The 24,881-nt window shown below is 35.0% G+C and carries 24 protein-coding genes; 12 read left to right on the forward strand and 12 right to left on the reverse strand.

Going from position 1 to position 24,881, the window contains the following annotated elements; translation table 11 throughout:
* Window positions 1-52: 52 nt before the first annotated feature.
* From OQ292_RS21860 to OQ292_RS21880, 5 genes are all read left to right on the forward strand, one after another.
* Window positions 53-508 carry a bacteriocin immunity protein gene (locus OQ292_RS21860; protein WP_284686080.1) on the forward strand — a complete coding sequence of 152 codons (456 nt, stop codon included), beginning with the start codon at window positions 53-55 and terminating at the stop codon, window positions 506-508.
* Window positions 509-693: 185 nt separating this feature from the next.
* Window positions 694-1,005, forward strand: coding sequence for a DUF7716 domain-containing protein (locus OQ292_RS21865; RefSeq protein WP_284686081.1), 312 nt, complete (start codon window positions 694-696; stop codon window positions 1,003-1,005).
* A gap of 127 nt (window positions 1,006-1,132) precedes the next feature.
* On the forward strand, window positions 1,133-1,525 hold the full coding sequence (locus OQ292_RS21870) for a hypothetical protein (RefSeq protein WP_284686082.1): 393 nt from the start codon (window positions 1,133-1,135) through the stop codon (window positions 1,523-1,525).
* Window positions 1,429-1,935, forward strand: coding sequence for a hypothetical protein (locus tag OQ292_RS21875; RefSeq protein ID WP_284686083.1), 507 nt, complete (start codon window positions 1,429-1,431; stop codon window positions 1,933-1,935). The genes OQ292_RS21870 and OQ292_RS21875 overlap by 97 nt, the downstream gene beginning before the upstream one ends.
* Before the next feature lie 29 nt (window positions 1,936-1,964).
* Window positions 1,965-2,405, forward strand: a complete 441-nt coding sequence (locus OQ292_RS21880) for a DDE-type integrase/transposase/recombinase (protein WP_348970633.1) — start codon at window positions 1,965-1,967, stop codon at window positions 2,403-2,405.
* Window positions 2,406-2,586: 181 nt separating this feature from the next.
* Here OQ292_RS21880 and OQ292_RS21885 read toward each other — a convergent pair whose 3' ends face one another.
* From OQ292_RS21885 to OQ292_RS21925, 9 genes are all read right to left on the reverse strand, one after another.
* Window positions 2,587-3,468, reverse strand: coding sequence for an alpha/beta fold hydrolase (locus OQ292_RS21885; protein WP_284686085.1), 882 nt, complete (start codon window positions 3,466-3,468; stop codon window positions 2,587-2,589).
* Between the two features lie 5 nt (window positions 3,469-3,473).
* Window positions 3,474-3,962: an SRPBCC family protein gene (locus tag OQ292_RS21890; protein WP_284686086.1), complete on the reverse strand. Its 489-nt coding sequence runs from the start codon at window positions 3,960-3,962 to the stop codon at window positions 3,474-3,476.
* The gene (locus OQ292_RS21895) at window positions 3,959-4,279 is read right to left on the reverse strand and encodes an ArsR/SmtB family transcription factor (protein ID WP_284686087.1); all 321 of its coding nucleotides are present in this window, start codon (window positions 4,277-4,279) and stop codon (window positions 3,959-3,961) included. The genes OQ292_RS21890 and OQ292_RS21895 overlap by 4 nt, the downstream gene beginning before the upstream one ends.
* Before the next feature lie 180 nt (window positions 4,280-4,459).
* A complete protein-coding gene (locus OQ292_RS21900; RefSeq protein ID WP_284686088.1) occupies window positions 4,460-5,158 on the reverse strand; it encodes a hypothetical protein in 699 nt (232 codons plus the stop codon).
* Window positions 5,159-5,190: 32 nt separating this feature from the next.
* Window positions 5,191-5,835 carry a hypothetical protein gene (locus OQ292_RS21905; protein WP_284686089.1) on the reverse strand — a complete coding sequence of 215 codons (645 nt, stop codon included), beginning with the start codon at window positions 5,833-5,835 and terminating at the stop codon, window positions 5,191-5,193.
* A 34-nt stretch (window positions 5,836-5,869) separates the two neighbouring features.
* Window positions 5,870-5,995: a hypothetical protein gene (locus OQ292_RS21910; protein ID WP_284686090.1), complete on the reverse strand. Its 126-nt coding sequence runs from the start codon at window positions 5,993-5,995 to the stop codon at window positions 5,870-5,872.
* Window positions 5,996-6,322: 327 nt separating this feature from the next.
* Window positions 6,323-7,051 carry an IS21-like element helper ATPase IstB gene (gene istB, locus OQ292_RS21915; RefSeq protein ID WP_284685753.1) on the reverse strand — a complete coding sequence of 243 codons (729 nt, stop codon included), beginning with the start codon at window positions 7,049-7,051 and terminating at the stop codon, window positions 6,323-6,325.
* Between the two features lie 30 nt (window positions 7,052-7,081).
* A complete protein-coding gene (gene istA, locus OQ292_RS21920) occupies window positions 7,082-8,698 on the reverse strand; it encodes an IS21 family transposase (protein ID WP_284685752.1) in 1,617 nt (538 codons plus the stop codon).
* 142 nt (window positions 8,699-8,840) lie between these two features.
* A complete protein-coding gene (locus tag OQ292_RS21925) occupies window positions 8,841-9,134 on the reverse strand; it encodes a hypothetical protein (protein WP_284686091.1) in 294 nt (97 codons plus the stop codon).
* Window positions 9,135-9,704: 570 nt separating this feature from the next.
* On the opposite strand from OQ292_RS21925, the gene OQ292_RS21930 reads away from it, so the two are divergent.
* The 3 genes from OQ292_RS21930 to OQ292_RS21940 all read left to right on the forward strand — a co-directional run bounded on the left by OQ292_RS21930 (window position 9,705) and on the right by OQ292_RS21940 (window position 15,170).
* Complete coding sequence (locus tag OQ292_RS21930) at window positions 9,705-11,798, forward strand: response regulator (protein WP_284686092.1); 2,094 nt, start codon at window positions 9,705-9,707, stop codon at window positions 11,796-11,798.
* Between the two features lie 257 nt (window positions 11,799-12,055).
* A complete protein-coding gene (locus OQ292_RS21935) occupies window positions 12,056-14,080 on the forward strand; it encodes a cadherin domain-containing protein (RefSeq protein ID WP_284686093.1) in 2,025 nt (674 codons plus the stop codon).
* 82 nt (window positions 14,081-14,162) lie between these two features.
* Window positions 14,163-15,170 carry a hypothetical protein gene (locus OQ292_RS21940; RefSeq protein ID WP_284686094.1) on the forward strand — a complete coding sequence of 336 codons (1,008 nt, stop codon included), beginning with the start codon at window positions 14,163-14,165 and terminating at the stop codon, window positions 15,168-15,170.
* A gap of 207 nt (window positions 15,171-15,377) precedes the next feature.
* On the opposite strand, the gene OQ292_RS21945 is transcribed toward OQ292_RS21940, so the two are convergent.
* Both OQ292_RS21945 and OQ292_RS21950 read right to left on the reverse strand, forming a co-directional pair.
* Window positions 15,378-17,735, reverse strand: coding sequence for an SBBP repeat-containing protein (locus OQ292_RS21945; RefSeq protein ID WP_284686095.1), 2,358 nt, complete (start codon window positions 17,733-17,735; stop codon window positions 15,378-15,380).
* A 393-nt stretch (window positions 17,736-18,128) separates the two neighbouring features.
* On the reverse strand, window positions 18,129-19,268 hold the full coding sequence (locus tag OQ292_RS21950) for an ISAs1 family transposase (RefSeq protein ID WP_284684985.1): 1,140 nt from the start codon (window positions 19,266-19,268) through the stop codon (window positions 18,129-18,131).
* Window positions 19,269-19,507: 239 nt separating this feature from the next.
* Between OQ292_RS21950 and OQ292_RS21955 the strand changes: the two genes are divergently transcribed.
* The 4 genes from OQ292_RS21955 (at window position 19,508) to OQ292_RS21970 (ending at window position 22,711) form a co-directional block, all read left to right on the forward strand.
* Window positions 19,508-20,050, forward strand: a complete 543-nt coding sequence (locus tag OQ292_RS21955) for a TetR/AcrR family transcriptional regulator (RefSeq protein WP_284686096.1) — start codon at window positions 19,508-19,510, stop codon at window positions 20,048-20,050.
* Window positions 20,047-20,829 carry a GNAT family N-acetyltransferase gene (locus tag OQ292_RS21960; protein ID WP_284686097.1) on the forward strand — a complete coding sequence of 261 codons (783 nt, stop codon included), beginning with the start codon at window positions 20,047-20,049 and terminating at the stop codon, window positions 20,827-20,829. Before OQ292_RS21955 ends, OQ292_RS21960 begins: the two co-directional genes overlap by 4 nt.
* 323 nt (window positions 20,830-21,152) lie before the next feature.
* Window positions 21,153-22,370 carry an amidohydrolase family protein gene (locus OQ292_RS21965; protein ID WP_284686098.1) on the forward strand — a complete coding sequence of 406 codons (1,218 nt, stop codon included), beginning with the start codon at window positions 21,153-21,155 and terminating at the stop codon, window positions 22,368-22,370.
* The gene (locus tag OQ292_RS21970) at window positions 22,304-22,711 is read left to right on the forward strand and encodes a peroxiredoxin family protein (protein ID WP_284686099.1); all 408 of its coding nucleotides are present in this window, start codon (window positions 22,304-22,306) and stop codon (window positions 22,709-22,711) included. Before OQ292_RS21965 ends, OQ292_RS21970 begins: the two co-directional genes overlap by 67 nt.
* A gap of 160 nt (window positions 22,712-22,871) precedes the next feature.
* Here the strand turns inward: OQ292_RS21970 and OQ292_RS21975 are convergent, their stop codons facing one another.
* Window positions 22,872-24,710: a S41 family peptidase gene (locus tag OQ292_RS21975; protein ID WP_284686100.1), complete on the reverse strand. Its 1,839-nt coding sequence runs from the start codon at window positions 24,708-24,710 to the stop codon at window positions 22,872-22,874.
* Between the last annotated feature and the right edge of the window lie 171 nt (window positions 24,711-24,881).

Here is a 24,881-nt window from a genome sequence, read left to right on the forward strand (position 1 = left end):
TTTAAAGGAATACATTCTTACAAATATTGAGGCTTTTGAAACAAAATGAAGTATGCATTTAAGGAATAAACTATTACCAACTGCAACAGAAGATCGAATTTCAAGAATCCTCGGTCTGATCAAGGAAATTGAAATCAATATTGATTCTGGAAAGTCTACTGAAAATTTCATTATAAGATTCAATAAAATAACTCAAAGAAATTATGATCGAGAATATTTCCAAACCTATTGGAATTCACAGAGCATAGAGGATTTTGCTAGAGAAGCTTCACAGCCACTGCCAGAAAAAATTGAAGATATAACCAAGGAAGAACTCATAGAGGTCGTTAATAGAATTCGAAATGGCGATGAAAACACGACTTTTTATCTTGAGTTGTTGGATAGAAATCTTCCTCATCCTAGAATAAGTGATTTAATATTTTACCCAGAGAGTGATGGTTTAACTGACGAATCTACATCAGAGGAAATTGTTGAGAAAGCAAAAGCCTTTAGAGCGATACAATTGTAAAATTTGCAAGTATTGATATATCGTAAATAAGGTGTTTATTGGTTTATGAAAGTTTCAGCTGCTGCCAACTAGAAAAGTTATTACAACTTAATCCTAACTGATAATCATGCTTATAATATGGAAGAATGGATCTGATGAATTAAAGTAAAATTACCTATTAAATAGGTTGACCAAATGGGAATACTATGACATTGAAAGAGGCAATATTGAATTGTAATCAGTACGGAGAAGCTGAAGAATTGATATATCAAGTTTTTGCTAAAAGAATAGTTGGCAAGTTTGAGAGTAATTCTGAAGCTATTGTTTTAGCACTTACTGAAGTCGAATCAGAGCTTAATATTAAAGAAATTGCTGAATCTAAATGCCCGGGTTTTGATTATTTTCTTGAGTTATACATTATACAAGAAATATTTCAAAACATGGAGGATACTGATGAATATAAATCAGATGAAGCCAAAGTAAAAAGGACAATTTACTATGCAGAATTTGATGCTTAAACATTATTATCATGTCTAAATAGCAAGCTATAATCTCCGTAAAAACCTTATTACTTAACATAATATCATTTATGATTTTTTGTGACTTAGGGCAAAATAGGGGTACACAGGATAAAAATTAAAGACGATGAACCGTAAATTATTTATCCCCGGAAAGTCAAAATTAAGTCCATTAAGTTTAGAATCCGCAGTATTATCATATCGGTTAGGAATGTTTTCGGCGGCAAAAGTGATGAGCTGGTATAAAATTTCTATGAATAAATTACGACAATTAAATAGGAATTACTATTTTCAGTTAGAAAAAACTTTTGCACCGATGAAACAGCCCAACTTAAAAAGTGATAAAGCCAAAGTAAAGCAACTGGAAGCAGAACTAAAATTGTTACAGGGCAAATTGCAAGATGCTGAACTGGAATCGAAAGTGTGGAAAAAGATGGTAGAAATAGCAGAAAGAGAATTAGGAGTTGGTATAAAGCTTGCAGCCGCAAAAAATTCTGGTATTCGACGTCAGCTGAAATAATTCGTGAATATCCTTTATCAGGTGTTGGTAGAGTTTGTAATATCTTAGGAAAACAGCGACAGGCTTATTACAAAGCAGAAAACCGCACAGAAAAGAGTGAATTTAAGGGAGAGTTAGTCTTAGAGGAAATAGAAAAAATCCGGCAGTTACAACCACGAATTGGATGCGTAAAATTGCACCATCAATTACAAGATTTTTTACAGAGTCATAAGATCAAACTTGGAGAAAAAAAGCTGAGGGGTTTACTCAAAAAACATGGTTTACTAAAGCCTCATAGAAGAAAAATAGCTAAAACTACCTATTCTGGCCATGGTTTTCGGATTTATAAAAATTTAGTAAAAGATGTAAAAGTAACAGAATCAGAGCAAGTTTGGGTTAGTGATATTACCGCGTCGCGTAGACCTATGTGAGAAGTAATCATGACTTTAGTTATTTGAGTTTGATTACAGATGCATACTCAAAAAAAATAGTTGGATGGTCAATACGAAATGATTTAGGCTTAGAAGGGCCATTAGAGGCCTTGAAGATGGCTATAAAAAACAGGAAATATCCAGAACGAGAATTGATTCATCATTCTGATCGGGGGCGCCTGCAAGGTATTCAATATTGCAGCAAAGCATATATCAAGCTATTAAAAAAGCACAAAGTCAAAGTTAGTATGACTCAAAGTGGTAATCCATATGACAACGCCTTGGCAGAACGGATGAACAATACGATTAAAAATGAATTTTTAGAAGGTAGAGGAATAATGGATTTATCGTCTGGTAAGCAGCAACTAGCTCAAATTATATGGGTTTACAATGAATGCCGATTACATTGGAGTGCCCGGCACCCGGTCTTGATTTTAAAACACCAGAACAAGTTCACCAGCATGATTTAAAAGTGAAGAAACGTTGGAAAAAAGTAGACTGGGAACTAAGAAAGAAAAGGAAAAAAGAGATTGATTTAGAGAAAATGCAGTATTATCGTTATTGAAAAAGTACAACTTTTGTCAACATACAAAACTATTGTTTAACCTAATTCCTGTGTAAACTTTTTTTGCCGCAAGGCATTTTTAGATATCAATTTAGAAATCCTTTTAGGTAACTTAAAATTGTTTCTGTTTGCATCATTACACTTACATGACTTTGAGAAGGAACAATTGCCAATTGAGATTTGGGCATGGGTTGTATATCTGCAGTAACACCTCCACCCAATAGTTGATATGTTTTCATCAATTCAACTTTATCAACTCCATCATTATCGCCTGCAATGATTAATACTGGGGCGGTAATTTTTGCGATGTTGTCGTCTCCACAGTTAAATGGTTCTTTGGCAAAATCAAACATCACCTTTAAAAACTTTCTCCATTTGGTTTTATCAGGTGCCGCTGTATTGTATGCTGTTTGTAGCGGGGTGTTATCAAAATATTCAGGCTTAAAATCTTCAAAAGCATTGTTCACGATTGGCAGCCAACCCTCAGTTTTGTAAGTAGAGGAAATGATAACCAATTTTTTTAAACGCTCAGGACTTTGTACAGCAAACTGATATGCCACAGAGCCACCCATACTATAGCCTGCTACATCAGCACTATCGATCTTTAAGTAATTCATTACTTCTTCCACATCATTTGCTAAGGTAGCAATGTCTAATTTTCTGTCTGAGTGAGGTGAATGCCCGTGCCCTTGCATTTCAATGGCAATTACTTTTCTAAACTTAGCCAGTTCTGGAATTAACTCAGCCCAGTTCATCTCTATGGTGTAAAAGGCACCGTGCAATAAAATTATAGGCTCACTTGTAGGCTCACCATATACTTCGTAATACACTTTAATTCCATTAACGGGAGCATAGCCACTTTCAACAGGTTTAATCGACTGCGCATGTAACTGAAATATAGAAAATGAAAGCATACCAACAACTGCCAACAGCTTTTGGGCTTCGCTTTTTTTAATTGCTTTTGCCATCTTTTTTATTTTTCTAATAATGTTTCTAATGCGTCTAAAGTCTGTGTGAAACCTTCTTTGAAGCCCATTTCAATCATTCTTTCCATGCGCTCCAGAGAATCGTTATAGATTGTTATGCTCACCGAGGTTACTCCATTATGTTCACTGAAATTCAAATCCCAATTTGAGCCAGGTAGATGAGGCGTTTCGTCTTTGTCTGCAAAAACATTAAAAAATTTAAAGTTGGTTTTTGGGCTTATAGATGTATAGTCTTGTATTTGCCAACCTAGCTCCTCTCCTTCTGGGCTCAACATTACATAGAATCTTCGGCCTCCCTCTTTAAAGTCCATCAATTTGGTTTTGGAAATAAAAGGCTTGGGAGCCCACCACTGATCAAGGATTTCTTTATTTGTAAATGCCTCCCAAACAAGTGGAAGCTCAGCATTAAACTCTCTGGTTATAAATACTGTTTTGGCGGCTTTGTCAACCGTAAAATCAAATAGTAAACTGTTCATTTTTTATTTTTTTTCATTGTTGATAATATGTCATCTAATTGATTGAATCTTGTCTCCCAAATCTTGCGATATTGCGCTAACCATTGATCAATTTCTTTCAGCTTTTCTACTTCAAGTTGGTAATAAATCTCGCGCCCCTGTTGCTCTTGGCTTACCAGTTCACACTCCGACAGAATCCGTAAATGCTTAGATACTGCTTGTCTTGATGTATTGAAGTTATCAGCAATAGCATTTGGTGTCATTGCCTGTAATGCTATTAAACCAATTATGGCTCGCCTTGTTGGGTCTGCAATTGCTTGAAAAACATCTCTTCTCATTTCAGTATTTTTTAAAATGAAACCATTCGATTGCGAATATATACGCAACCTTTCGGTTTCTCAAATTTTCACAAGCTTTTTTTTCAGAAAGTCAAAAAATTTTAGTGGGATGGAGGTTTGTGGAGGAGATAAAGGAGGTGATTACTTCCTTAGCAAAATTTAGTGGGTAACACTGTATTACTATTCATTTGAGCCGATATACTCTAAAGTTTTATCCTCTTTACTAATCTTAATTACAAAATGGAAAGTGCCATCGTCAAGTCGAGTATTAGACCTTATTTCTTTTGTGTAATCGTATTCATTTTCAAATTGAACGGTATCTATATGAGTGTTCAGTATCTTATAAACCTCTCGCCAATCTTTAAACCCAAGATAATTAGGACTTTTTTGAATATCGTTAACTAATCTAGTATAATCGTTTTCAGAAACCCGAAGTTTGAAAATATGATAATAATCTCTGAGTCCTCCTGCTTCGTTTTCAATTAGTTCAAAATCATCATTTAAGTATATTCCATGTCCACTCAACAAATTTTTTGCATCTGATTTAGTAAACATCCAATCTTCGATCCAAGGACTTAATAATAGAAAAATAACACCAACAAGCAAAATACTTGAAACAATCCGTCCGATCTTTTCACTCCCATACATTTTAAACAACCAATACGGAACATGAACTATTGAAAATAAGATTGTAAATAAAGTAAAAAAGGGAAAGAAAAAAACACCAAATTCGGAGTCTAGACCAACTAATGCTAATACTGCCAAAAACCCGCCAATGAGTATGCCTTGTTTCTTTTTTCCATTTTTATATGGTAAATATCCATTAAGGACAGATATCACTAAAAAGATTAAAAAGGCAATCCAAGCTCTCTCATTCATTTATCTTTATTTATGTGGTAAGTTAGTATCTTTTATTTTTTCATGTATTGATCCAAATCCTCAAGTTTTCCATCGAATGGTTCTTGTTCTGTTAAGTTATCCCAAAACTGTGAATTCATTAAATCTTCTGGAAGCTTACCTGTAAATACATAATAAGGTTGAAGTTTTTTGCCATGTTTAACAACTCTAGTATTGTAATATCTTGTCTGGCTTGAATCCAACAAGTCTATATACTCAATTTTGTTAGTAAGTTTTCGTACTCCATCGAATTCCTGTCCACCGATCATTATCAATTTTCCTTCGCATTCAATGATATAATGATCTCCTTCGTCATTGTAGCTCTTAATTTTGATATATCGATCAATATTTATTTCTCGAACTAAAGTAATTCCAGTTTCAATTATCGCTTCTTTTTCTTTGAGAAATCCTGGCAAATAAATTAAATCCTTGACTTCCGATATTAGAATCCATACCATGAAAAAAGACACAATAGATAATGGAATAATTAACCATAAGCTTGGGAAAGTGTAAATGGCAACCACAAATCCGATCAAAATAAAAATCTTAATCAGGACAGACTTTTTTGTTTTAGGAAAGAATGATTGAGTTACTTCAATTTCTTTCCTTAATACTTTCTTATCCGCTTCTGAAAGCTCTCTTTCATATTCTTTTATCAAGTTATAGGGATTTTATTATTTTTTAAAACATCCTTCAATTCTTTATAAACCTTTCATATTCTCTTGAAGTCATTGTGGTAGACCGATATGGTGCAGAAGCATCTACGTCGTCTCCAATAATTACCAAATTACTTTTATGTTCGGTTGAATAGTAGTTCACATAGTTTTTCTCTTGTTCTACAAGTTCATATGTTCCTTCTTTTCTAAATTCAGGCTCCTTACAACCATGCTCATGAATTGTAAAACTAAGTTCATTGGGAAACTCAAGCTCATTGTTATGTGGAAAACTAAAGCTTAAATCTGTTGAATAGCAATCTGATGCACCACAATCAAATCCGTGTAAATCAAATGGAAGGTTAAACGTAAGTTCATTAGATGATGCATATAATTATGATGCTGACCACCGGAATTATCATCTTGACCACCCCTTACTTTTCCCTGTACCTATCCATACTTTTTGATGGCTGTTCCTACAAATGTAACCAAATCATTTTACTTTGACCTTCCTCATGGATTCCCCCTTGAGTTCTATCCTATGGGAAGAATTGAGCAATCTATCTAAAATAGCGTCCGCAATCGTGCTATCCCCTATGACATCATACCAACTTGCCACTGGCAACTGAGAGGCCATAATGGTAGATTTCACTCCATGCCTATCTTCTAGGACCTCCAATAGCATCATCCTTGAGTTGGCATCTAGGGGCTGTAAGCCAAAATCGTCTATGATAAGCAGTTCATGTTTTTCTATCCTGGCCAACTGCTTGAGATAGGTGCCATCTGCCTTGGACATATTGAGTTGGGGGAACATCTTCTGTGCATTGAAATACAGTGCCCTGTGGCCTGACATACAGGCCTGATGCCCCAATGCAGAGGCGATGTAACTTTTACCTGCCCCGGTAGGTCCTGTAATGAGTACATTTTCCTTCCGTTGAACGAAAGTGCAGTCGGCAAGGCGCAACATCAATGTCCTGTCAAGGCCACGTTGTGCAGTGAGGTCGAGTTCCTCCACACTGGCCGGATAACGGAACTTGGCAGACTTTAGATAGCGCCCTATCTTGCGGTTCTCCCTGTCCTCCCATTCGGCCTGTACCAATAGAGCGATCATCTCATCATTGGTCAATGCATCCTGTTTACCGTTTTCCAGTAGTGCTTTGTAGGCATGTTGCATGCCATAAAAGCGCATCTGCGACAATTTTTTCAATACCGTAGTATCCATGTTCATTTATTATTTAGGGTTAAAAAATAGTTATCTGTAATCTTTGCTGCCCCTGATATTATCATGGAAGGGCAGTGTTTGCTGTCCATTGTTTTCCTTGGGCAATTTTTCCAGTCCACTTTTCAGGATACGGTCCACGGTCCTGTAATCATAGGCACCAAAGTCGGCAGCCCGTCTTATGGCTGCAAGGAACCGTTCCCTGCCCACTTTTTTATCAAATGACAGGATGCCCACACAGCTGCGGTAGGCCTGCTCTGGATGGCGTTTCCTTTCCATCACAGCCGTTATAAAATCCTTGACATCGGGGTGGATGCCCGCTGCCCATGAAAGGAACTTTTGTGGGTTCCATTCAGATACAAAGCGATGGGTGGAGGGCATATGCTCCTTGACGGTGGTGTAGACATGGCAACGCATATCCCTACGATGGAAGGCGATACGTTCCCCTTTATAGTAGACCGAGACCTGGGAAGCGGAGTACACCAGTTTGACCTTCTTGGCGATGAAGCGATAGGGTACACTATAGTAATGCTTGTCCTCCAACAGGGATACATGGGCGTTCTTCATCACGGTGCAGTACTTGAAAAGCTTCAACTCATAACGGGATATCGGCAGTGGCCCCAGTTTTTCCTTCTCCTCTTTTTTGAACCTTTCCCTTCGGCTGATGGCCTCTTTTTGGAAGTGCATATCATTGTGCTGTTCCAAGAGCTGTGATATGGCCAAATTGAGTTCCTGTAGGGAATGGAAGGTGTTGTCACGCAATGGGGCATAGATGCGGGAATAGGCAATACGGACGGCGTTCTCCACCAATGCCTTGTCACGTGGGCGGTAACTCCTTGTCGGGAGTACGGCCGTACCATAGTGGTTGGCCATATCGGCAAAGTCAGTATTGAGGTCTGCCTCATATTTACTGGCTTTGTGTACGGCTGCCTTGAGATTATCAGGTACGAGTAACCGTGGTACACCACCGAAATAATGGAGGGCATCCTGTGTGGCACCGATGAAGTCTTCCTTTTTTTGTGAGGGGACCGCTTTGACAAAGGTCAACTGGCTATAGCCAAGTATGGCCACATAGACCTCTACCTCGTGCAGTTCCCCCGTTTCCCTGTCCACCCAGTGTAGCTTCTTCCCCGTGAAGTCGATGAACATCTTGTCACCAGGGGAATGTTCCAGGTGCATGGTGGCATCCTTGCCTGCCTTCCAACTTCGGATGTGGTTGCAGAAATGGGAGTAGCTGTAACCACCGGGGTTTTTCTGCATATATTCCGTCCAGAGCAGCCAGCGGCTCACTCCGGTCCTGGGAAGTTCCTTCTCGATATAGGGTCTCATCGCTTCCAGATTGAGCTTACGCTCTTCTTCATCTGGTGGAGGGGATACCAGTAGGGCCTCCAGTTCAACCTCATCTTTCTCCAGTAGTGTCTTTGTATCATGGCCAGAGCCCTTGATCAGGGCCAGGTATTTTTTTATCGTGTTACGGGAGACACCAAGACCCTTGGATATCGTCTGGATACCCATGCCCTGTTCCCGTAACCTGATGATCTGTTTTAACTTGTTCATGTTCAATATCTTTCCTGCCATATCTTGCGGTAGTTTGGTTGCTACCGCAAACAAAGCACGGAAGGACGGGGATAATGGGGTGGTCAGCATCATAATTATTATCATCTTGACCACCCTGATATTGAGTGGTCAGTTTGATAATTATAGCTTTTTTGACCACCGCTCTCAAAGCGCTAAAGGGGTGGTCAATATCATAATTGCTAGTGGTCTGCTTGATAATTGGGGGTGGTCAAGATCAATAATTATATGCAGATGAAACTGAAACCAAATTCCTGATGTATAATTCCTCCAAAAAACTACCTATTAAAAAATTGTTGGATTTAGATTTTACAAGTTCTATTCTTAAAGAATCTTGGTGCGCTTCCCAGTCATTGGGTTCTGTGTTGGTGCTTTTGAGATCATTGTTTATTCCTAGTTCACTACTTTGTTCAGTCTTCAACTCAGGCTCTTCTTTTACGAGTGTGTTTTGTTTGTTATTAGATGAACATGCAAAAATTATTAGTGTTAGAATAAGAGGTTTTATATTCATATTTTATGGTTTACCCAATGGTCTTTAACTATCAGATATGCGATGTGTCCATATCCTTTTTAAGCAGTACTAATGTAATGAAACAAATCAAACCCCGCAACAGCATTTTCAATTTGCTGAAAATCTAAATACCGAAGCAAAATTCTCTAGAAGCACAACTAGTCTAAATGAGCAGTTGGTAATTTACTACCTAACTTTTCAGCTCGATATCAACTTTTGTTTGATGTCTATAGTGCCTTATAACTTTCACCTAAATGCTTACCAGCCAATATTCGGGTTTGTTTTCATCCAATTAATTGCATTTATAGACATTTTCTCATAGTTGTGCCCCACATTTTTTACTGTGTCAATATCCCAATTAAATGTCCATTCATTTTGATCTGTTAATTCCTTATTTCTTTTAAAAAAACAGGTTCCACGCTCAAGCCGATGATCTCCAGTATTTATTTAGTACGCATTAGTTCATTTTTGACTGATATCTAAAAGTATTGGCTTAAATGGTAAATCCGGTTATATCAAACATAGGCTTATCTTTGCCCCTTGTAATTAAATAAAAATTGTTATTTATCAATGGAGTCAATAGTTAAGAAGATGATTTTGGTTGGAGTAAAAAAGGGACTTTCTTCTAAAGAAATAAAAAGAATAAAAGTACTTAATGTAACAGCATATGTTGCTTTAATACACGCCATTTTCTTCCTTTATTTTGACTATTATACCAATAGCCTAGATCAGGCTAAATTAATAACCTTAATCCTTGAGGGCATTTTCTTCGGTTCGATTATTTACCTCCAACGATTAGGATATTTCAAGTTTTCTAGAATTCTATTTACTGTTACGGTTTTCTCTAATCTTTTCTTTCATTGCAATTACGCATTTAAAGGATATTATGGAGAATATCAGTATTTAGTTATACCACTATTCTCATTATTTTTCTTTGACAAAAGATACATTCATTATGGTTTACTCATTTTGTCTATCATTGCCTTTTACGTTCCCAATTATTATCTAAATATTTATCCTGAACAGTATTTTGGTTATTTGAATGTGCTGTTTCTGTTCGCAGGTATTTTCCTAATTATCAACTTTTTTAAAAACGTAAATGAGCGAAATGAGAAAAAATTGGCAAAACAGCTTTTAAAAAACCAACAGATGAAGCAAATTCTGGACGTGAAAAACAAAGAATTGCAATCACTAAATAATTTTCAAAATCACTTTTTTGTAAATATTGCCCATGAGATGGGCACCCCAATAACCCTTATTAAAGGGCAAGCTGGTTTATTAGCAAAAAAAATGGATAGGAGAAAAGAACATTTCCCAGAAATTCACAAATTAAACTATCAAATAGACAAGCTGGAAGGTCTTCTATATAATATAAGAGACATTGCTAAAATGGAAGCCGAAACATTAGTATTGGACAAAAAAAACATATCTGTTAATCAAATTGCCCAAAAAGGATTTCTCGAATTTCAACCGTTGTTTGAAGAAAAAGGCATCAATTTAAGTTTGAGTCTATTTCATCGTGATCTAATGGTAGAGGCTGATGTTATCTATTTGGAAAGAGTGTTAAGTAATGTTCTTTCAAACGCATTTAAATATACCGAAAAGGGTGGTCAGGTGGATATCAAAGTAAACATGGAGGACAGTTTGGTCTCCCTTATTGTTACAGATAATGGTATTGGGGTACCATTAGATGAATTAACTTCCATTTTTGAGCGATTCTATCAATCTCATAATCATATTAACAAAGCGAATGGTAGTGGCATTGGATTGGCTTTTGTTCAAGAAATCATAAAGCTACATGGTGGTAAAGTGAAAGCTTACCCAAATACCCCAAACGGTTTGGTAGTTCAAATGGACTTTAACAAAGTAAATCCTATCCAAAATATACCTGAACCACTTGAAGTAGTTACTCTTCCTTTAAAGAAATCTCCAACTATTAAAGATAAAACCATATTGTTAGTAGAAGATAATACCGAAATGAGATATTATCTAAAAACAATTTTAAATGAATATACCATAATCGAATCAAGTAATGGAAATGAAGCTCTTGCCGTCCTAAATAATAATACACCTATTGATGCTATAATAACCGACTTTATGATGCCAGAAATGGATGGAGAAGAGTTTGTGAAAATTTTAAAAGAAAAAGGTGATAGGTTACCTATTATTATGATTACTGCAAGGTTGGATGTAAAAAGTAAACTAAAGATGCTAAGACTTGGTGTTGATGATTACCTAAATAAACCCTTTATGGAAGAAGAGTTATTATTGAGGTTGAACAATTGCATTAGAAACTATACTTCCGCACAGCAATATCGTAAAAAGACAGACACAACCGAACCTCTTGATCAAGAAAATAAACTTGTAATTGAATCCAAAGCATTAGTATTAAAAAATATACACAATGCATATTTTGGTGTGGCTCAATTGTCAGATGAATTAAAAGTTTCTGAAAGAACGCTTCACCGAAATTTAAAAAAGGAAACTGGACTAAGTCCAATCCAATTCATTCGTGAGTTAAAGTTATTGCATGTGAGAGAAATTGTTGAGAATAATAAATTTACTTCTCTGCAAGAGTTAGCGCTTTCTGTTGGTCTAAGCAATGGTATCTATTTGAATCAATTATATAAAGAAAGATTTGGTAGAGCTATACAAGACGATTAACAAGTTATCGTAAGCGTCCGGTTTCTAATGTGGAATGGCTGAAATGGAAAATGCCTTATTACAATAAGTTTTAAGTCACTGTAAATCAGTTATATACACTTAATAAAATGGCCTTTTTGCTTCTGTCTGATTTTGTATTCCTTGCTTACCGAAATGGTAAATAAGAATCTGAAATTTAGCCAATTTGCCGCTGTTATTTTGTCAGAAAATTGATAGGCATCTCATTGGGTGCATATGTTAACTTTAATTACAAAATAATGAAAAAGCCAATTATTAAGTCAATCGCTTTATTTAGCTTAGGCTTAACACTATTCTTCTCTTGTCAAAAAGATGATGAGCCTGAACCACAAATTAACAATGCTCCAACGATAAAAGACCAAAGTTTTGATGCGTCTGAGGATATAGCAGATTCTGTTATAATCGGTAAACTTGTTGCCGATGATATTGATGATGACATATCAAATTTTGAAATTACACAAAACAGTTCCCAATCCTTGTCAGCTGGTACAGGATCAGGTCAGTTATCGCTTGACGACATCTTGTTTGAAATAAATAAGAATGGCGAACTAAAATTAGTTGATGGTAAACAATTGGATTATGAGAAAAAAACCAAGCATGATTTAATTGTTGAGGTAAGTGATGGAGAACTTTCAACGGCGGCAAACATTACTGTTAATGTACAAGATGTAGCAGAAAATGGGAAACCTGTAATCGATGCCCAATCTTTCACTATTGCCGAAAATAGTCCTTTGGGTAGTACTGTTGGAACGGTGATAGCCTCTGACCCTGATGGCGATGATTTAGTTTATTTTTGGTCAAGTGGACAAGAGACCAACCCTGCCCTTTCTACTTTTAAATTATCTGGAAATCAAATCAAGACTATCGACATAAATGACCATCAAGGCGTACTAAACTATGAAAAAAAGGATAGTTATACTGTTGATGTTACCGTGGGTGACGGAAAATTAAGTAAAAGAGGAACAATAACCATAACTATTACAGATGTAAATGATGCGCCAACTTTTGATAGTAACTTAATTACAACCCTTACTGCTCCAGAAGATACTGGAGAAACCGAAGACATCGGCAATTTTACAGCAACCGATGAGGATGGCGACCAGTTGTCTTTTAGTTTGAAAAATGACACTGACGATTTATTTGAAATAAAAGCAAGTGGAAGGTTAGAGTTACAGTCAGGAAAATCGTTGGATTTTGAGACAAAGACTTCGCATACACTCACAGTAGTTGTAACTGATACAGAAGGTGCTACTGATGAATTAGATATTACCATAAACGTTACCGATGTAGACGACATACCTCTTACAGGGATTATGGTATCCACGTTGGCAGGTAGTACTAGTGGCTATCTAAATGGAAAAGGAGCTGGGGCAAAGTTCTTTATGCCACAGGGTCTAATTCTGAATAATAATGGTGATTTAATAGTTGCAGATAGAGAAAATCAAATGACCCGTACTGTTACTCTTTCAGGAGAGGCTTCTTTCCATGCAGGAGCTATGGGTTCATTAATTAAAAACCCTCAGGATGTAATTCAAGATAACGATGGAAATTATTATGTTTCAGATTGGGTTCAAGAAGTTATCTTCAAGCTTACTCCAAAAACTACACTAAACGGTTATGACATTACCATTTTTGCAGGACAGAGAGGTAAGGCTGGTTTTGCGGACGGAACTTCTTCTATTGCACAATTCTTTAATCCATCAGGAATGGCATTGGCTGCTAATGGTGATTTATATGTAGCCGATAGAGATAATAACAAGATTCGTAAAATTACTCCTTCTGGAGTGGTAAGCACATTTGCTGGTGGAGGCTCGTCAGGTGATAACGATGGTACCGGAATTAACGCTTCTTTTACTCAACCTACAGATATAGATTTTGATTCTAATGGAGACTTAATTGTAGTAGACTATGGAAACCATAAGATTCGTAAAATAACGCCATCCGGTGTAGTAACTACTATTGCTGGTAGCACACAAGGAGATTTGGATGGCAATGGTACCAATGCACAATTTAACTATCCATACCAATTAACAATTGATCAACAGGATAATATCTACCTAACAGATATGATGAACCGTAAATTAAAAAAAGTATCTGCTACAGGAGAAGTTACCACTATTGCAGGAGGAGGCTATGTAGAAAGTGATGGTGATGCAAGCGTTGCTAGTTTTTCAGCAGTCCATGGCGTACAAATAGACAATACAGGTTATAACTTATATCTCACCACAAACAAAACCATAAGAAAAATTAGCTTTCCCGAATAAGTAGTCTATGTATGAATTACGCTAGGATTTGAAAAAAACCTAACTCTTATCTAAAACTTCAATATTAATAATTTCCATTTATATGAAAACAAAAACATACATTTTAGTAATATTTTGTTTTGTGTGTAATCTAATTAAAGCACAGGACATTAAAAGTCAGACAGAAGAACTCAATACAATAAAAGAAGGAAACTATACTGCCTATCTTACCCATAAAGAAAACGGCAATTACAAGGGTGGTATGGAAAACCTTGATTATGTTATAAAAGCCAAAGAAGATTACAAAATACAACCCGGAGTGCATAAAGAAGTCTATTTTATTAGGGGAGGTAATCCAGAAAGACGTGATAGCCAAACCACTCTAATGTTTTTACCCGACAATGAAGCTTTTCCTGTTACTTATATTGAAAGATTTTACGAGGGTAATAAAGAGATGCAAGAAGAACTTGGCTATGTACAACGAGTAAACAGGCATGCAGATGGAAACAGGCTGGTTTTCTTAGATGGTCGTATCTACATTATAAGTAATTGGCAAGATAAAGACAATTATGATTTACAAGCAGTACTTGAATTTGAAGAAAAACCTATGACCATGCTCAGAATGATGAAGCTAAATACCAAATCTCCAAAAAAGATGGCTGAGCTTCAACCTCAAGAAAAATTACAGGCGTATTTAGATGCTGCAAGTAAGAAGCAAAATGAGGTATATGCTAAATGGATAAAAGATCCTGTTAATAAAAGCTTTATGAATAATCAAAAGGAAAAGGCAGAGTTAATGAGCAAGAGCATTACCCAACAGACAATAGATTGGCGAAATTCTGAAGAATACAAAAGAATTCTTGCCAATAATAGAATGGCAGATGAGGCAGCAGCGAAATCTAAAGTACAAGTTAAAAACAACACGAAATCGACAATTTATATTTCTGCAGGTTCTGTAGCTGGAAGCTTTAGTTCAATTAGTCCATCTGGTAGTACTACTATGGATTGCAAAGAGGATTTGTATTATAGTTTTGAAGGTAATACAAATGCTAAAAGGATTAAATTTTATAGTGCCAACCAATCTTGTGGTGGAACTGTGGAAGTTAATTAAAATACTATTTTTAAACACTATACCTAAGGTGTTGTTCTTAGGTATAGTGTTTAAATACACTTTGGTTAATAACAATCTTTCAATAAATAACCAATTATATGTTTTTGTAAATGCTCATAAAAAAAGAAATTCTTAATTTTAAAACCATCCCATCAGATAAGTAAATCTTTAGAGATGGTTCTATAATTTCTTGGTAAAGAAAGAAATCTATCTAACTAGAAGCCGCTTGGTAATCGATTCTCCATTATCTAAAAATATTCTTGCAAAGTAAAGCCCCGTATATTTTATATGGATTTCAACAGTATCAGAAAAAATTTCAATAGTACTTACTTCTTTAGAAATATCATTTCCTTCCATCGATAGAATTTGGACATCTTTCACATTAAATTCAGACTTAAGTGTGATTGTACTTTCACCCGCAAGTATTGGATTAGGATATACTTCTATATTCGTTGGACTTTTACGATAAGCAATAGTAGTTTCAATTTCTACAGGTACAATCTCGAAATAATCTAATGCAGCCCAAGCTTGCATAGCTTCTACTGATAATTCATGAGTACCTGCCTCTAAATAGATTGATTCTGACTCCATAATCCCAAACCACGAATTACCTATAAAAGAAGGATAATGTTCAGGACTTTCCATCACACCAGAAAAGGCTAAATCACTATTATCTACTTCAAAGGCATATCCGTCAGGCCAAAAAGAAGCTTGATCATTAACATCACCTGAACGTAGTCTTGCTCTTATTTGAAATAATCCATTTGCTTCGATCTCAAAATTATACTTGATTTTATCGCCAACATTATACAATGTCAATCCTTTTTCAAGTAATCCATTACTTTCAGTTTTATTTAGTTCAGTTATCGGATGGACTCCAACATCAGTCAGAATCTCATAATCATTACCAAAAGGATATTGGTTATAATTAGCAGCATATATATTGGTAAACTTTACCAAAAACATATCTTGTTCACCTCCAACGTCTGGATCGATATAATCAGGAGCCCCTAATACACCATCTCCAAAATCTATCGCATCTCCATCACTCATTCTAGCATAACCAACTAAGTAAATATTATTTTCGTGGTCTACTTCTATATCTGTTCCTATATCATAATCGAAATAATGGGGTCTTCCATAAGCATTTGCCCATAAGGCCTGTCCATCTGTATTATATTGTACCAAAAACGACTGCTCTTCATAAGGATTTGATTGCAATTCAAGAGAAGCATAAATATCATTACCAAAATCTAAGCTAAATTCACCACTTTCTTCGGTATAAAAAAATCCAGTTAAATATAAATAGCCAATCGCATCAACAGCTATTGAAGTTGTTACATGTCCTGCATTTGTTATATTAGATGCCCAAATTGGCTTACCTATATCAGAATATTTCACCAAATAAGTATCACTTTCATATAAACTTGTAAGCTCTATATTATTTCCCATTAAATCTTCACCAAAATTTATATTACCAGAAAATCCACTTCCCGCCATATAAATATTCTGATCCCCATCAACCGCTAAAGATATTCTTTTTCTCTCATTATAATTTACATTGAAGTTTTTCTCCATAATTTTCCCTCCATTTGCATCTAGTTTTATCAAATAGGTATTGCCTTTTGTTTCGATAACTATGGGAAAGTCTGCAGCTTTTTTTAAAGTAGAAATAATTGCGTTTGGTGCATTGTTATATTGCATAGAAATACTTTCTGAATAAGCTGTTAGATAAATATTATCTTCTGTATCTAAAGCTATCCCTTTAACTTGATCATTTTTAGCACCACCTATAGATTTAGCCCATTGATATTCTCCGTCTGTATCGTATTTAAGGACAAAAATATCTTGTAATCCATTATATTTTACCTTTACTGGCTGCACTCCATTATAGGTTAAAATATGATAATCATCTTTAATTATCGCATAATAGAATCGCTTAAAAATACCCGCTAGATGTACATCTCCTACATCATTAACTACTAACCGTAAATTATTTTTAAATTCATCATCTAATACTTCTGAACTCCTTACTACTTTACCCCACAAGGCATTTCCATTTGTATCAAACTTAATTAAAAAAATATCATCATCTCCATCACCACTGTGCTGCACATTTGCTGCTATGCCAAGTTTTATTGCAGGTTTGTTAAATATTCCACAAACATATACATTACCTGCTGCATCAGTAGCAACACCATATCCTTCAGTTGAACTTCCTAGAGTTCTTGCCCATTGTGGGACTCCATCCGTATTGTATTTTACCAGATAGGCTCCAGGTTGGTGTACATCTATTCCATTGCCAAAATCTAGATAATCTGTAGAATTACCACTACATATGCCGGTTGCATATACATTGCCTTCCATATCAACTGCTATAGTTTGATTAATTTCGTTTCCACGCCCTCCCGACATGGTAGCCCATTGAGCTGTAAGTTGTGCTTGGCAGGTAAAACTTAAACAAAATAACAAGCCATGAATTACTGCTTGATAATGATTATAAACAATGTGTTTTACTAGTTGTTTCCAAAAGTTTTGCAGTGAAAAGATAAACGTAATGAACATAAACTTATAGTTTAAAAAATGAAATTTTTCAAGCTAATTGAGGAATGTAGTGGTATCAATCAAGAATGTACGACAGTTAAAAAAATACTTAAATCCTCGCACACATAACATAGCATACGAGATAGCAGCGTAGTAGTTGGGTTATCGTTAAGTTTATTAACAATTGTTTTAAGTATTAGGTAAAAGGAAATGTTTGAACAGTTATTTAGAAAATAATAATGTTGACTCCCAATAGAATTATTTGTAGAATGTAAAATAAAATGTTTGTATTAGTTTGGCAAACTAAAAGACAAATTATGAAAATAAGATGTAAACGAATTACCTCCAATGATTGATCTAGCTGAATATTTAGATTACCCCTCACCCCTCACCCTAAGGGCAAACGCATATAAATTATAATCTAATAATGGTTTCTCTATACTCATCAGAGCGAGCTGCTTTGAGCATTTTTCTATTGAGACTAACTGTATCTTTATTAGATTTTAACAAACTGGTAGCAATTCTGAGAACAGCACCAAAGTTTCGTGCAGCATTATCCTTTCTCTTGGTACTAAAATCTTCACCAAATTGTACATCTAGTGACCAATGTAATTGATTTTCTATCGTCCAATGTCCTCTAATAATTTGATTAAACCGTTCAGGTGTACCCTGTAAACTACTCATGTAATATCTATGCTCACGACTTACTTTACCTGAAGCTACTACTTCTCTATAAGAGGATATTTCGATAATAGTACTTAATCCTGTCCAACCTTGTAAGCACTCTTCTCCTATAAGATGAGCAGGTAATACTCGACACGAACGGCATTCTATCCGTCCATGTCCTTTATCCCAACTATCCACAGCTTTCAACTCAGAGTGACCAAAACAGGATTCCACTTTATGAAGTAACTTCTTTTGATTAGCTTTTAAGCCTATCACGTAATCTGCTTCCTGTTTAACTATCTTCTCTGTAATCTTTTTTTGGCATCCAATCGCATCAATGGTGATAACTGTTCCCTTTAACTCTAGCAAATCTATTAAAGCAGGGATACTGACTATCTCGTTAGATTTATCATCTGTATAATATTGTCCTAAACATATTTGTAGTTCACTACACCAAGCCTCTACTAAATGTACTGCACCTTTACCTCCTTGATTACCAGGTAGTTGCTGTTCTTTCTTAGTAGCACTACGGGATAGTTTTTTTCCATCGAAGTTGATAACTGTTCCTTCTTTTAGTAGTAAACCTTCTGTAACCCAGTCGATAAAGCAGTGCTCAAATGATGTATAATCTAAATGAGAAAATACACGATTAAGGGTGTCATGCGAAGGTGTTCCCTGCAAAAAGGGTAGATATTTACGAAGCCATGTTAATTTTTCCTCTCCAAAATCGGCTATCTCTTCCCAATATCTACATCCACTTATTACCGCACTAACTGTAAGAAATAGTATTTCGTTAAGTGGATATAATTGGTTGCGTTCCATGCGGAAATCTTCAATATTAGATAGCTTTGGTAATAAAGACGATAGGTGACTGCTCGGAGTAGGCATATGAAAAATAGTATTTATTGGAAAGATAAAACTTTTTCATTTATATGCGTTTGCCCTTCCCCTCCCCCTACTATGACAGCATTAAAACGACTGTTTATAATCGCCATTTGACTCAATAAAAAAGGACCTCCTCACCTCATAAATTTTCTGTTTTAAAATAATTTTCTAGAAAATGTTAAAAATATCTTTACATTTGTGATAACTGCACGTTCGGTCAGTGCATATATTTACGTTTTTGTATGGATAAAAGAGAACAAATAATTGAGATAGCAACAAAGCTATTCTCCGAGAGAGGATACGAGAATACACCACTATCGGTAGTATGCGAAAAGGCAAATGTTTCCAAAGGATTAATCTCGCATCATTTTAAGTCTAAAGATGGACTATTAAGAGAGATTTTCTCGAAAACAACCAAGCTAATCGTTGAGATAAATGCCATTGATAACAAAAATCAAAATCCTAATGAACAACTTGCTGAATTATTGGAGTCATTCTTTTCTCAACTAGAATCAGATAAGCTATTCTTTCATTTTAATATGAATGTTATAGTTCAGCCCAAAACGCGAATAGTGTTGGATGACCTAATAAAAGAAAGATCAACATTTATATTAAAAAAAACCAAAGAGATTTTCGATAAAATAGATGCCAATAATTCTCTGATCAATAGCCACATGTTCATCGCAGAATTAGATGGAATAGCATTAAACTATTTGGGGATTTATGAAGAGTTTCCTCTAGAACAAATTAAAGACCTTATAATAAAAAAATATTCAAAGCAATGAATTTTATAAAAACAGATATAACTGAAACGATTAACAAATTAAGGTCTCAATTATACCTTTCTTTAGCTGCGCCTATTGATGCAATGTGGGAACAACTTTATATCGGCTCTTCTCAACATTATCTTATTAAGGATAAAAATAACATTATTGGGTACTGTTGTATTAACGAGAAAGACTGTTTGACTCAAATATATATTACTAAAACCTATCTGTTTTTGATGAGCAAAACAATTAAGGAATTAATTAAAGCAGAGTTGGTTAAATCTGCAAGTTTAAGTTCAAATGAACCTATCGCATTTAATGCATGTCTATTTCAATCAAAATCTGTAAGAACAAATACATTTTGTTTTGAGCATTTGAACAAAGAGATGGAAGTAAGTAGTAACTTAAATATAGAATTAGTCACTACTGATGACATTCCTTCGGTAAAGTTATTCCTTAAAGAGCAGATTGGTTTTGATGATACGTTTGGTTATACCCAAAATCTTGTAACCAAAAAAGAAATTTTTAAGCTCAAAGAGTCTGAGGTTATAGTAGCAACAAGTGAATGTAGAATTAGCGATTCTCAACCAGAAATAGCAGACTTAGGTATTATCGTAAATCGCGATTTTCAAGGCAAAGGAATTGCTACACAAATCATGAAAATGCAGGTAAATAGGGTATTGAAAGCTGGTAGAAAGCCAATTTGTTCAACTACATTCGATAATATTTCTTCGAGAATGGTAATTGAGAAATCAGGTTTTTATTGTTCAAATATCATTTTTGATATTACCTTTTAAAGATGACATTTAAACACTAAGCGCAACTCCTTGCATAGGTAATGGAGGCAGTTTATAAGATAACTATCAAGGTTTATAGTCCGATCAAAATCTTGACAGTTTAACAGGAAAATACTACATTATCTTCCACTACTCATACATTAAGCGTTAAATATTTCATAAGTCAATAATATTATGTGTTTTTATCTTAATTCGCTAATACCCTATATTTTGGTTATTTTTATTGAGTATTTAATATCCGATACTACACTTAGAGAATTAATTACATAAAACAGGTAAGTGAAATACATATACCTCCTAGTTAGAGCGCATAAATCTAATCTATGAATAAGCACTTGGTAACACTCATTTTGACCTTATTGATTGTTAGTTGTGGTGAAAAACCAACATACGATCTTGTTATTCAAAACGCTAATCTTTTTGATGGTTATAATAACCTTGGCATTGTCAATATAGCCATTAATAAAGATACAATTGCTGTAATAACCTCAGAGCAAATAATTGGAGACTCGACTATAGATGATTCAGGCAAGTTTATAATTCCAGGCTTAGTAAATGCTCATGTACATGCCTCATCGATTGAACAACTTAAGCAGGGTTACAAAAGAGGAATTATGTATCTATTGAACATGCATACCGGATTGGAAGCCCGAGAGCAAGAATGGAAAATATGGTCACGAGATTCCAATGGTTATTCTTTGTTATATGGTTCTGGCCATGCCGCAACTGTACCTGGTGGTCATCCAACCCAGTTTAGCCCCGAAATGGAAACAATCAACGACTCCATATCTGTACCAACCTGGGTAGATAATCGTATTTCAAATGGAGCCGATTATATTAAATTAATTCATGTAAATCGAGGATGGTTGGGGGATCCTGCTCCACCTTCTTTAAGCTATGAAGCTATAGGGCAAATAATTCAATACACACATAGCAAAAACTATAAGGCAGTGATTCATGCAACTACCGTTGAAGAAATAATCGAACTAGCTAAGTACAAACCAGATGGATTTGTTCATATGATAGATTTCAAGGATGAACTGCCTGTTCCCGAAGAGTATTACCAAAAGTTAAAAGAAAGTGGAGCATTCATTGTTACCACTGGAGGCATCTCATTAAAATCAATGGACGGAGTACCACCTTTTATTACTGAATGGGTAAATGAAAACTTATTGGATGCTGAGCAAAGAGCTGAAATAATTAAGAAATACCATGAAAATGGAATTTTGATTGTAGCTGGAACCGATGCACAAGAAGGTCAAATGAATTTCGAAGATGATTACTTTCTTGAACTCGATCTTTATAAGTTATCAGGTTTGTCAAATCTAGAAATATTAAAAGCCGCCACCGGAAATGCTGCTACGGCCTTTAATTTACCTATAGGAGATTTGAAGGTAGGCAGCAGAGCAAATTTTGTTGTTCTTAATGCAAGTCCTTTAGATGATATTTCCAATATTAAAGAAATTAACCAAATTTGGAAAAATGGACAAAGGCTCCATTTTTTGATGGAAAGGATATTAATGATAAAGAAATATCATTAAAGGAACATTTTGGGCATAACACAATTTTACTCTTTTCTGATACCAATTGCGGATACTCCAAAAAGGTAACAGATCACATAAGCCAAGCTGATTTTAAATTAGGAAACGATACCCAACTAATCAATTTTCTAGGGTCCAACTCTAAAGAAAGAACTATAAAATACTTTGAAAGATATGAAGTAGAATATCCTATAATTGCAGACCGCAAAGATATTGAAACCGACTACGGAATATCGGGTTATCCCATTTTATACCTAGTAAATGAAAAAGGAACAATTACTGAATCATTAGCAGGTTCGGCTGATATCATTGATTTTTTAGATAATCTAAAGTTGAAATAGTTATTAGCTTTTTATATCCTTTATTTATTGTATTATCTTTCTTTAATCCAGAAGTTAATAAGTAGGTTTAATAAAAATTTATAGTGGGTGAATCCAGTAGATTTTAGTAAGCTTTGAGATACTTATCATAAGAAATCTGGATTCACTCGCTCCAATAAACCTAAAGATTATTAATCAATTCCAATACTCTTTGTAATTGATCATCAGTACCTTCTAATAGTTGAGTACTTTCCTCTGGTAAGTATATATCTGGTTCTGTACCGTTGCCATCTAATGTTTTGCCGTTTCTTTGAAAGGAAAGCATCGTTGAAATTCTAACCCGTATATTTGAGTTTTTCAAATAGATTCTATCTGAATTTCCGCTAGAGCCATCTGTAGTTACACCAACTATCTTAACATTAGGTAAACCCTTAAAGGCACTGGTAAATACGGTAGCAGCACTAAAGCTATGGTCGTTAACAAGTATATAAACAGGTTGTTTGTAGCTTGATGAACCACCTCTCAAAATCATATAGTGGGGTTTGCTAAATTTTAAAGTATCGAATTCTTTTTCAGTGGCAAAATTCTTAGAAAATAGGTCTATTGCTTTTCTATCTGCATCATCGAATCTATCGGAGTTATAAGTATATAAAAATCGAGCAGACATTGAATTGTGAAGAATACTTTCTTCGTCAGTTCTTAAATAGGCAACATTGGCAATCCATGGAGATTGAGATTTTGGAATAATGTAGCTCGCAAACTTATTTAGTAAATCTCTACTTCCACCAGGATTATATCGAAGATCAACTATTAGCGCCTTGGTCTTTTGGAAATTATTAAAAACTGAATCAATATATGCTTCCAATCCAAGCACATCATCAAAACTATACATTCGTGGAATTGAAATATATCCAATATCTCCTTCGAGTAATTTTGAGAGGTTTTGAAAATAACCTTTTGACATTTCCAGAAGATTCTGGAAAATACGCTCTTCTATTTTAGATTTATAATCCAATCTATTATTCACCAAGGAGACGATTTCTCTATTCTCTGATTCACCATTGGTAAATACAATTTCTATTTTTGATGGTAATTTCAAATTGTTTTTAAAATAGAGGCTTCCAAAACGCTGTACCTCTGTAACACCTCTTGACAACTTGGCTTGTTGCGGCGCTTTTCTAGATCTATATGCCATAGAATCGATAAAAACATCAATAGGAAATCCATTGATTGATTTAACATTGGGATAATCTTTGTGAAAATATTCATAATTTCCATCACTTGGTATAGCTCGCAAAGCAACTGTTTTACTATTGAGTGGTGCAATAGTAAATGGTAATTGTAGACCATAAGTTGGATAGTTCCCCTTTTCAAACCATGTATTTCTTACACTTGAATGCCGATCACCTATCTCCGCCATTATTTTGGCCAACTCGAATGTGAGATAATTTATATCAACACTATCTTTTAATTTAGAAAAGATTCTTGCTCTGAGCTTATCAATTTCACTTTGGAAATCGAAGTCTGCTAAATGCATATATGAAGATTTGTTTGTCAGAATTTCGGAGAACTGGTCTATATCTTCCATGGCCTGAGAAGACGTAATCTTTTTAAGCTCCTTCTTTTGTCTGTCTTGCCGATTATATTGATATACCTTCTGCCTGTTTTCTAAAGAATAAGTCCCCGTAACTTGCATTTCTTTTGAGTCTTTTTCAAGTATAAGCGCTACCTGTTGGTTGGGTGGAGTACCCATTTTTGTTAAAACTTCAACCAAATCTTCCGAAAATCGCTTTTGCCATTTATCTTGAAATTCTTCTTTGCAAAAATCCAAAATCTCCTGAGTGGTATGCTTGTCTAGCTTAATTAATGTGTGCCATTCATCATTAAATTTTACAATAGGTTGGTCTTCATCTGTCCATTTTACTGCTGTGAATGGTGAGGCTTTTTTTAAACTTAAAGTTTGGCTAAACCCAATGGAAGTAAATAGAAACAGAAGTTGTAGTAAAAAATAGAATTTCATTTTTTTAAATTTAAGTTTTTACTAAATGTATCTGAGTGTGATTCCCCAAAAAAATGATATCGACCAACTATAGTTCACCATAGACATCCCTTAGCTCTCACTAGACTTTCCTCAATCGAATTTACTTATATTTTATCTATCTTTACTTGGTCTATATGTAGCAATTACTTT

Source organism: Chondrinema litorale (assembly GCF_026250525.1).
Taxonomy (GTDB): Bacteria; Bacteroidota; Bacteroidia; order Cytophagales; family Flammeovirgaceae; genus Chondrinema; species Chondrinema litorale.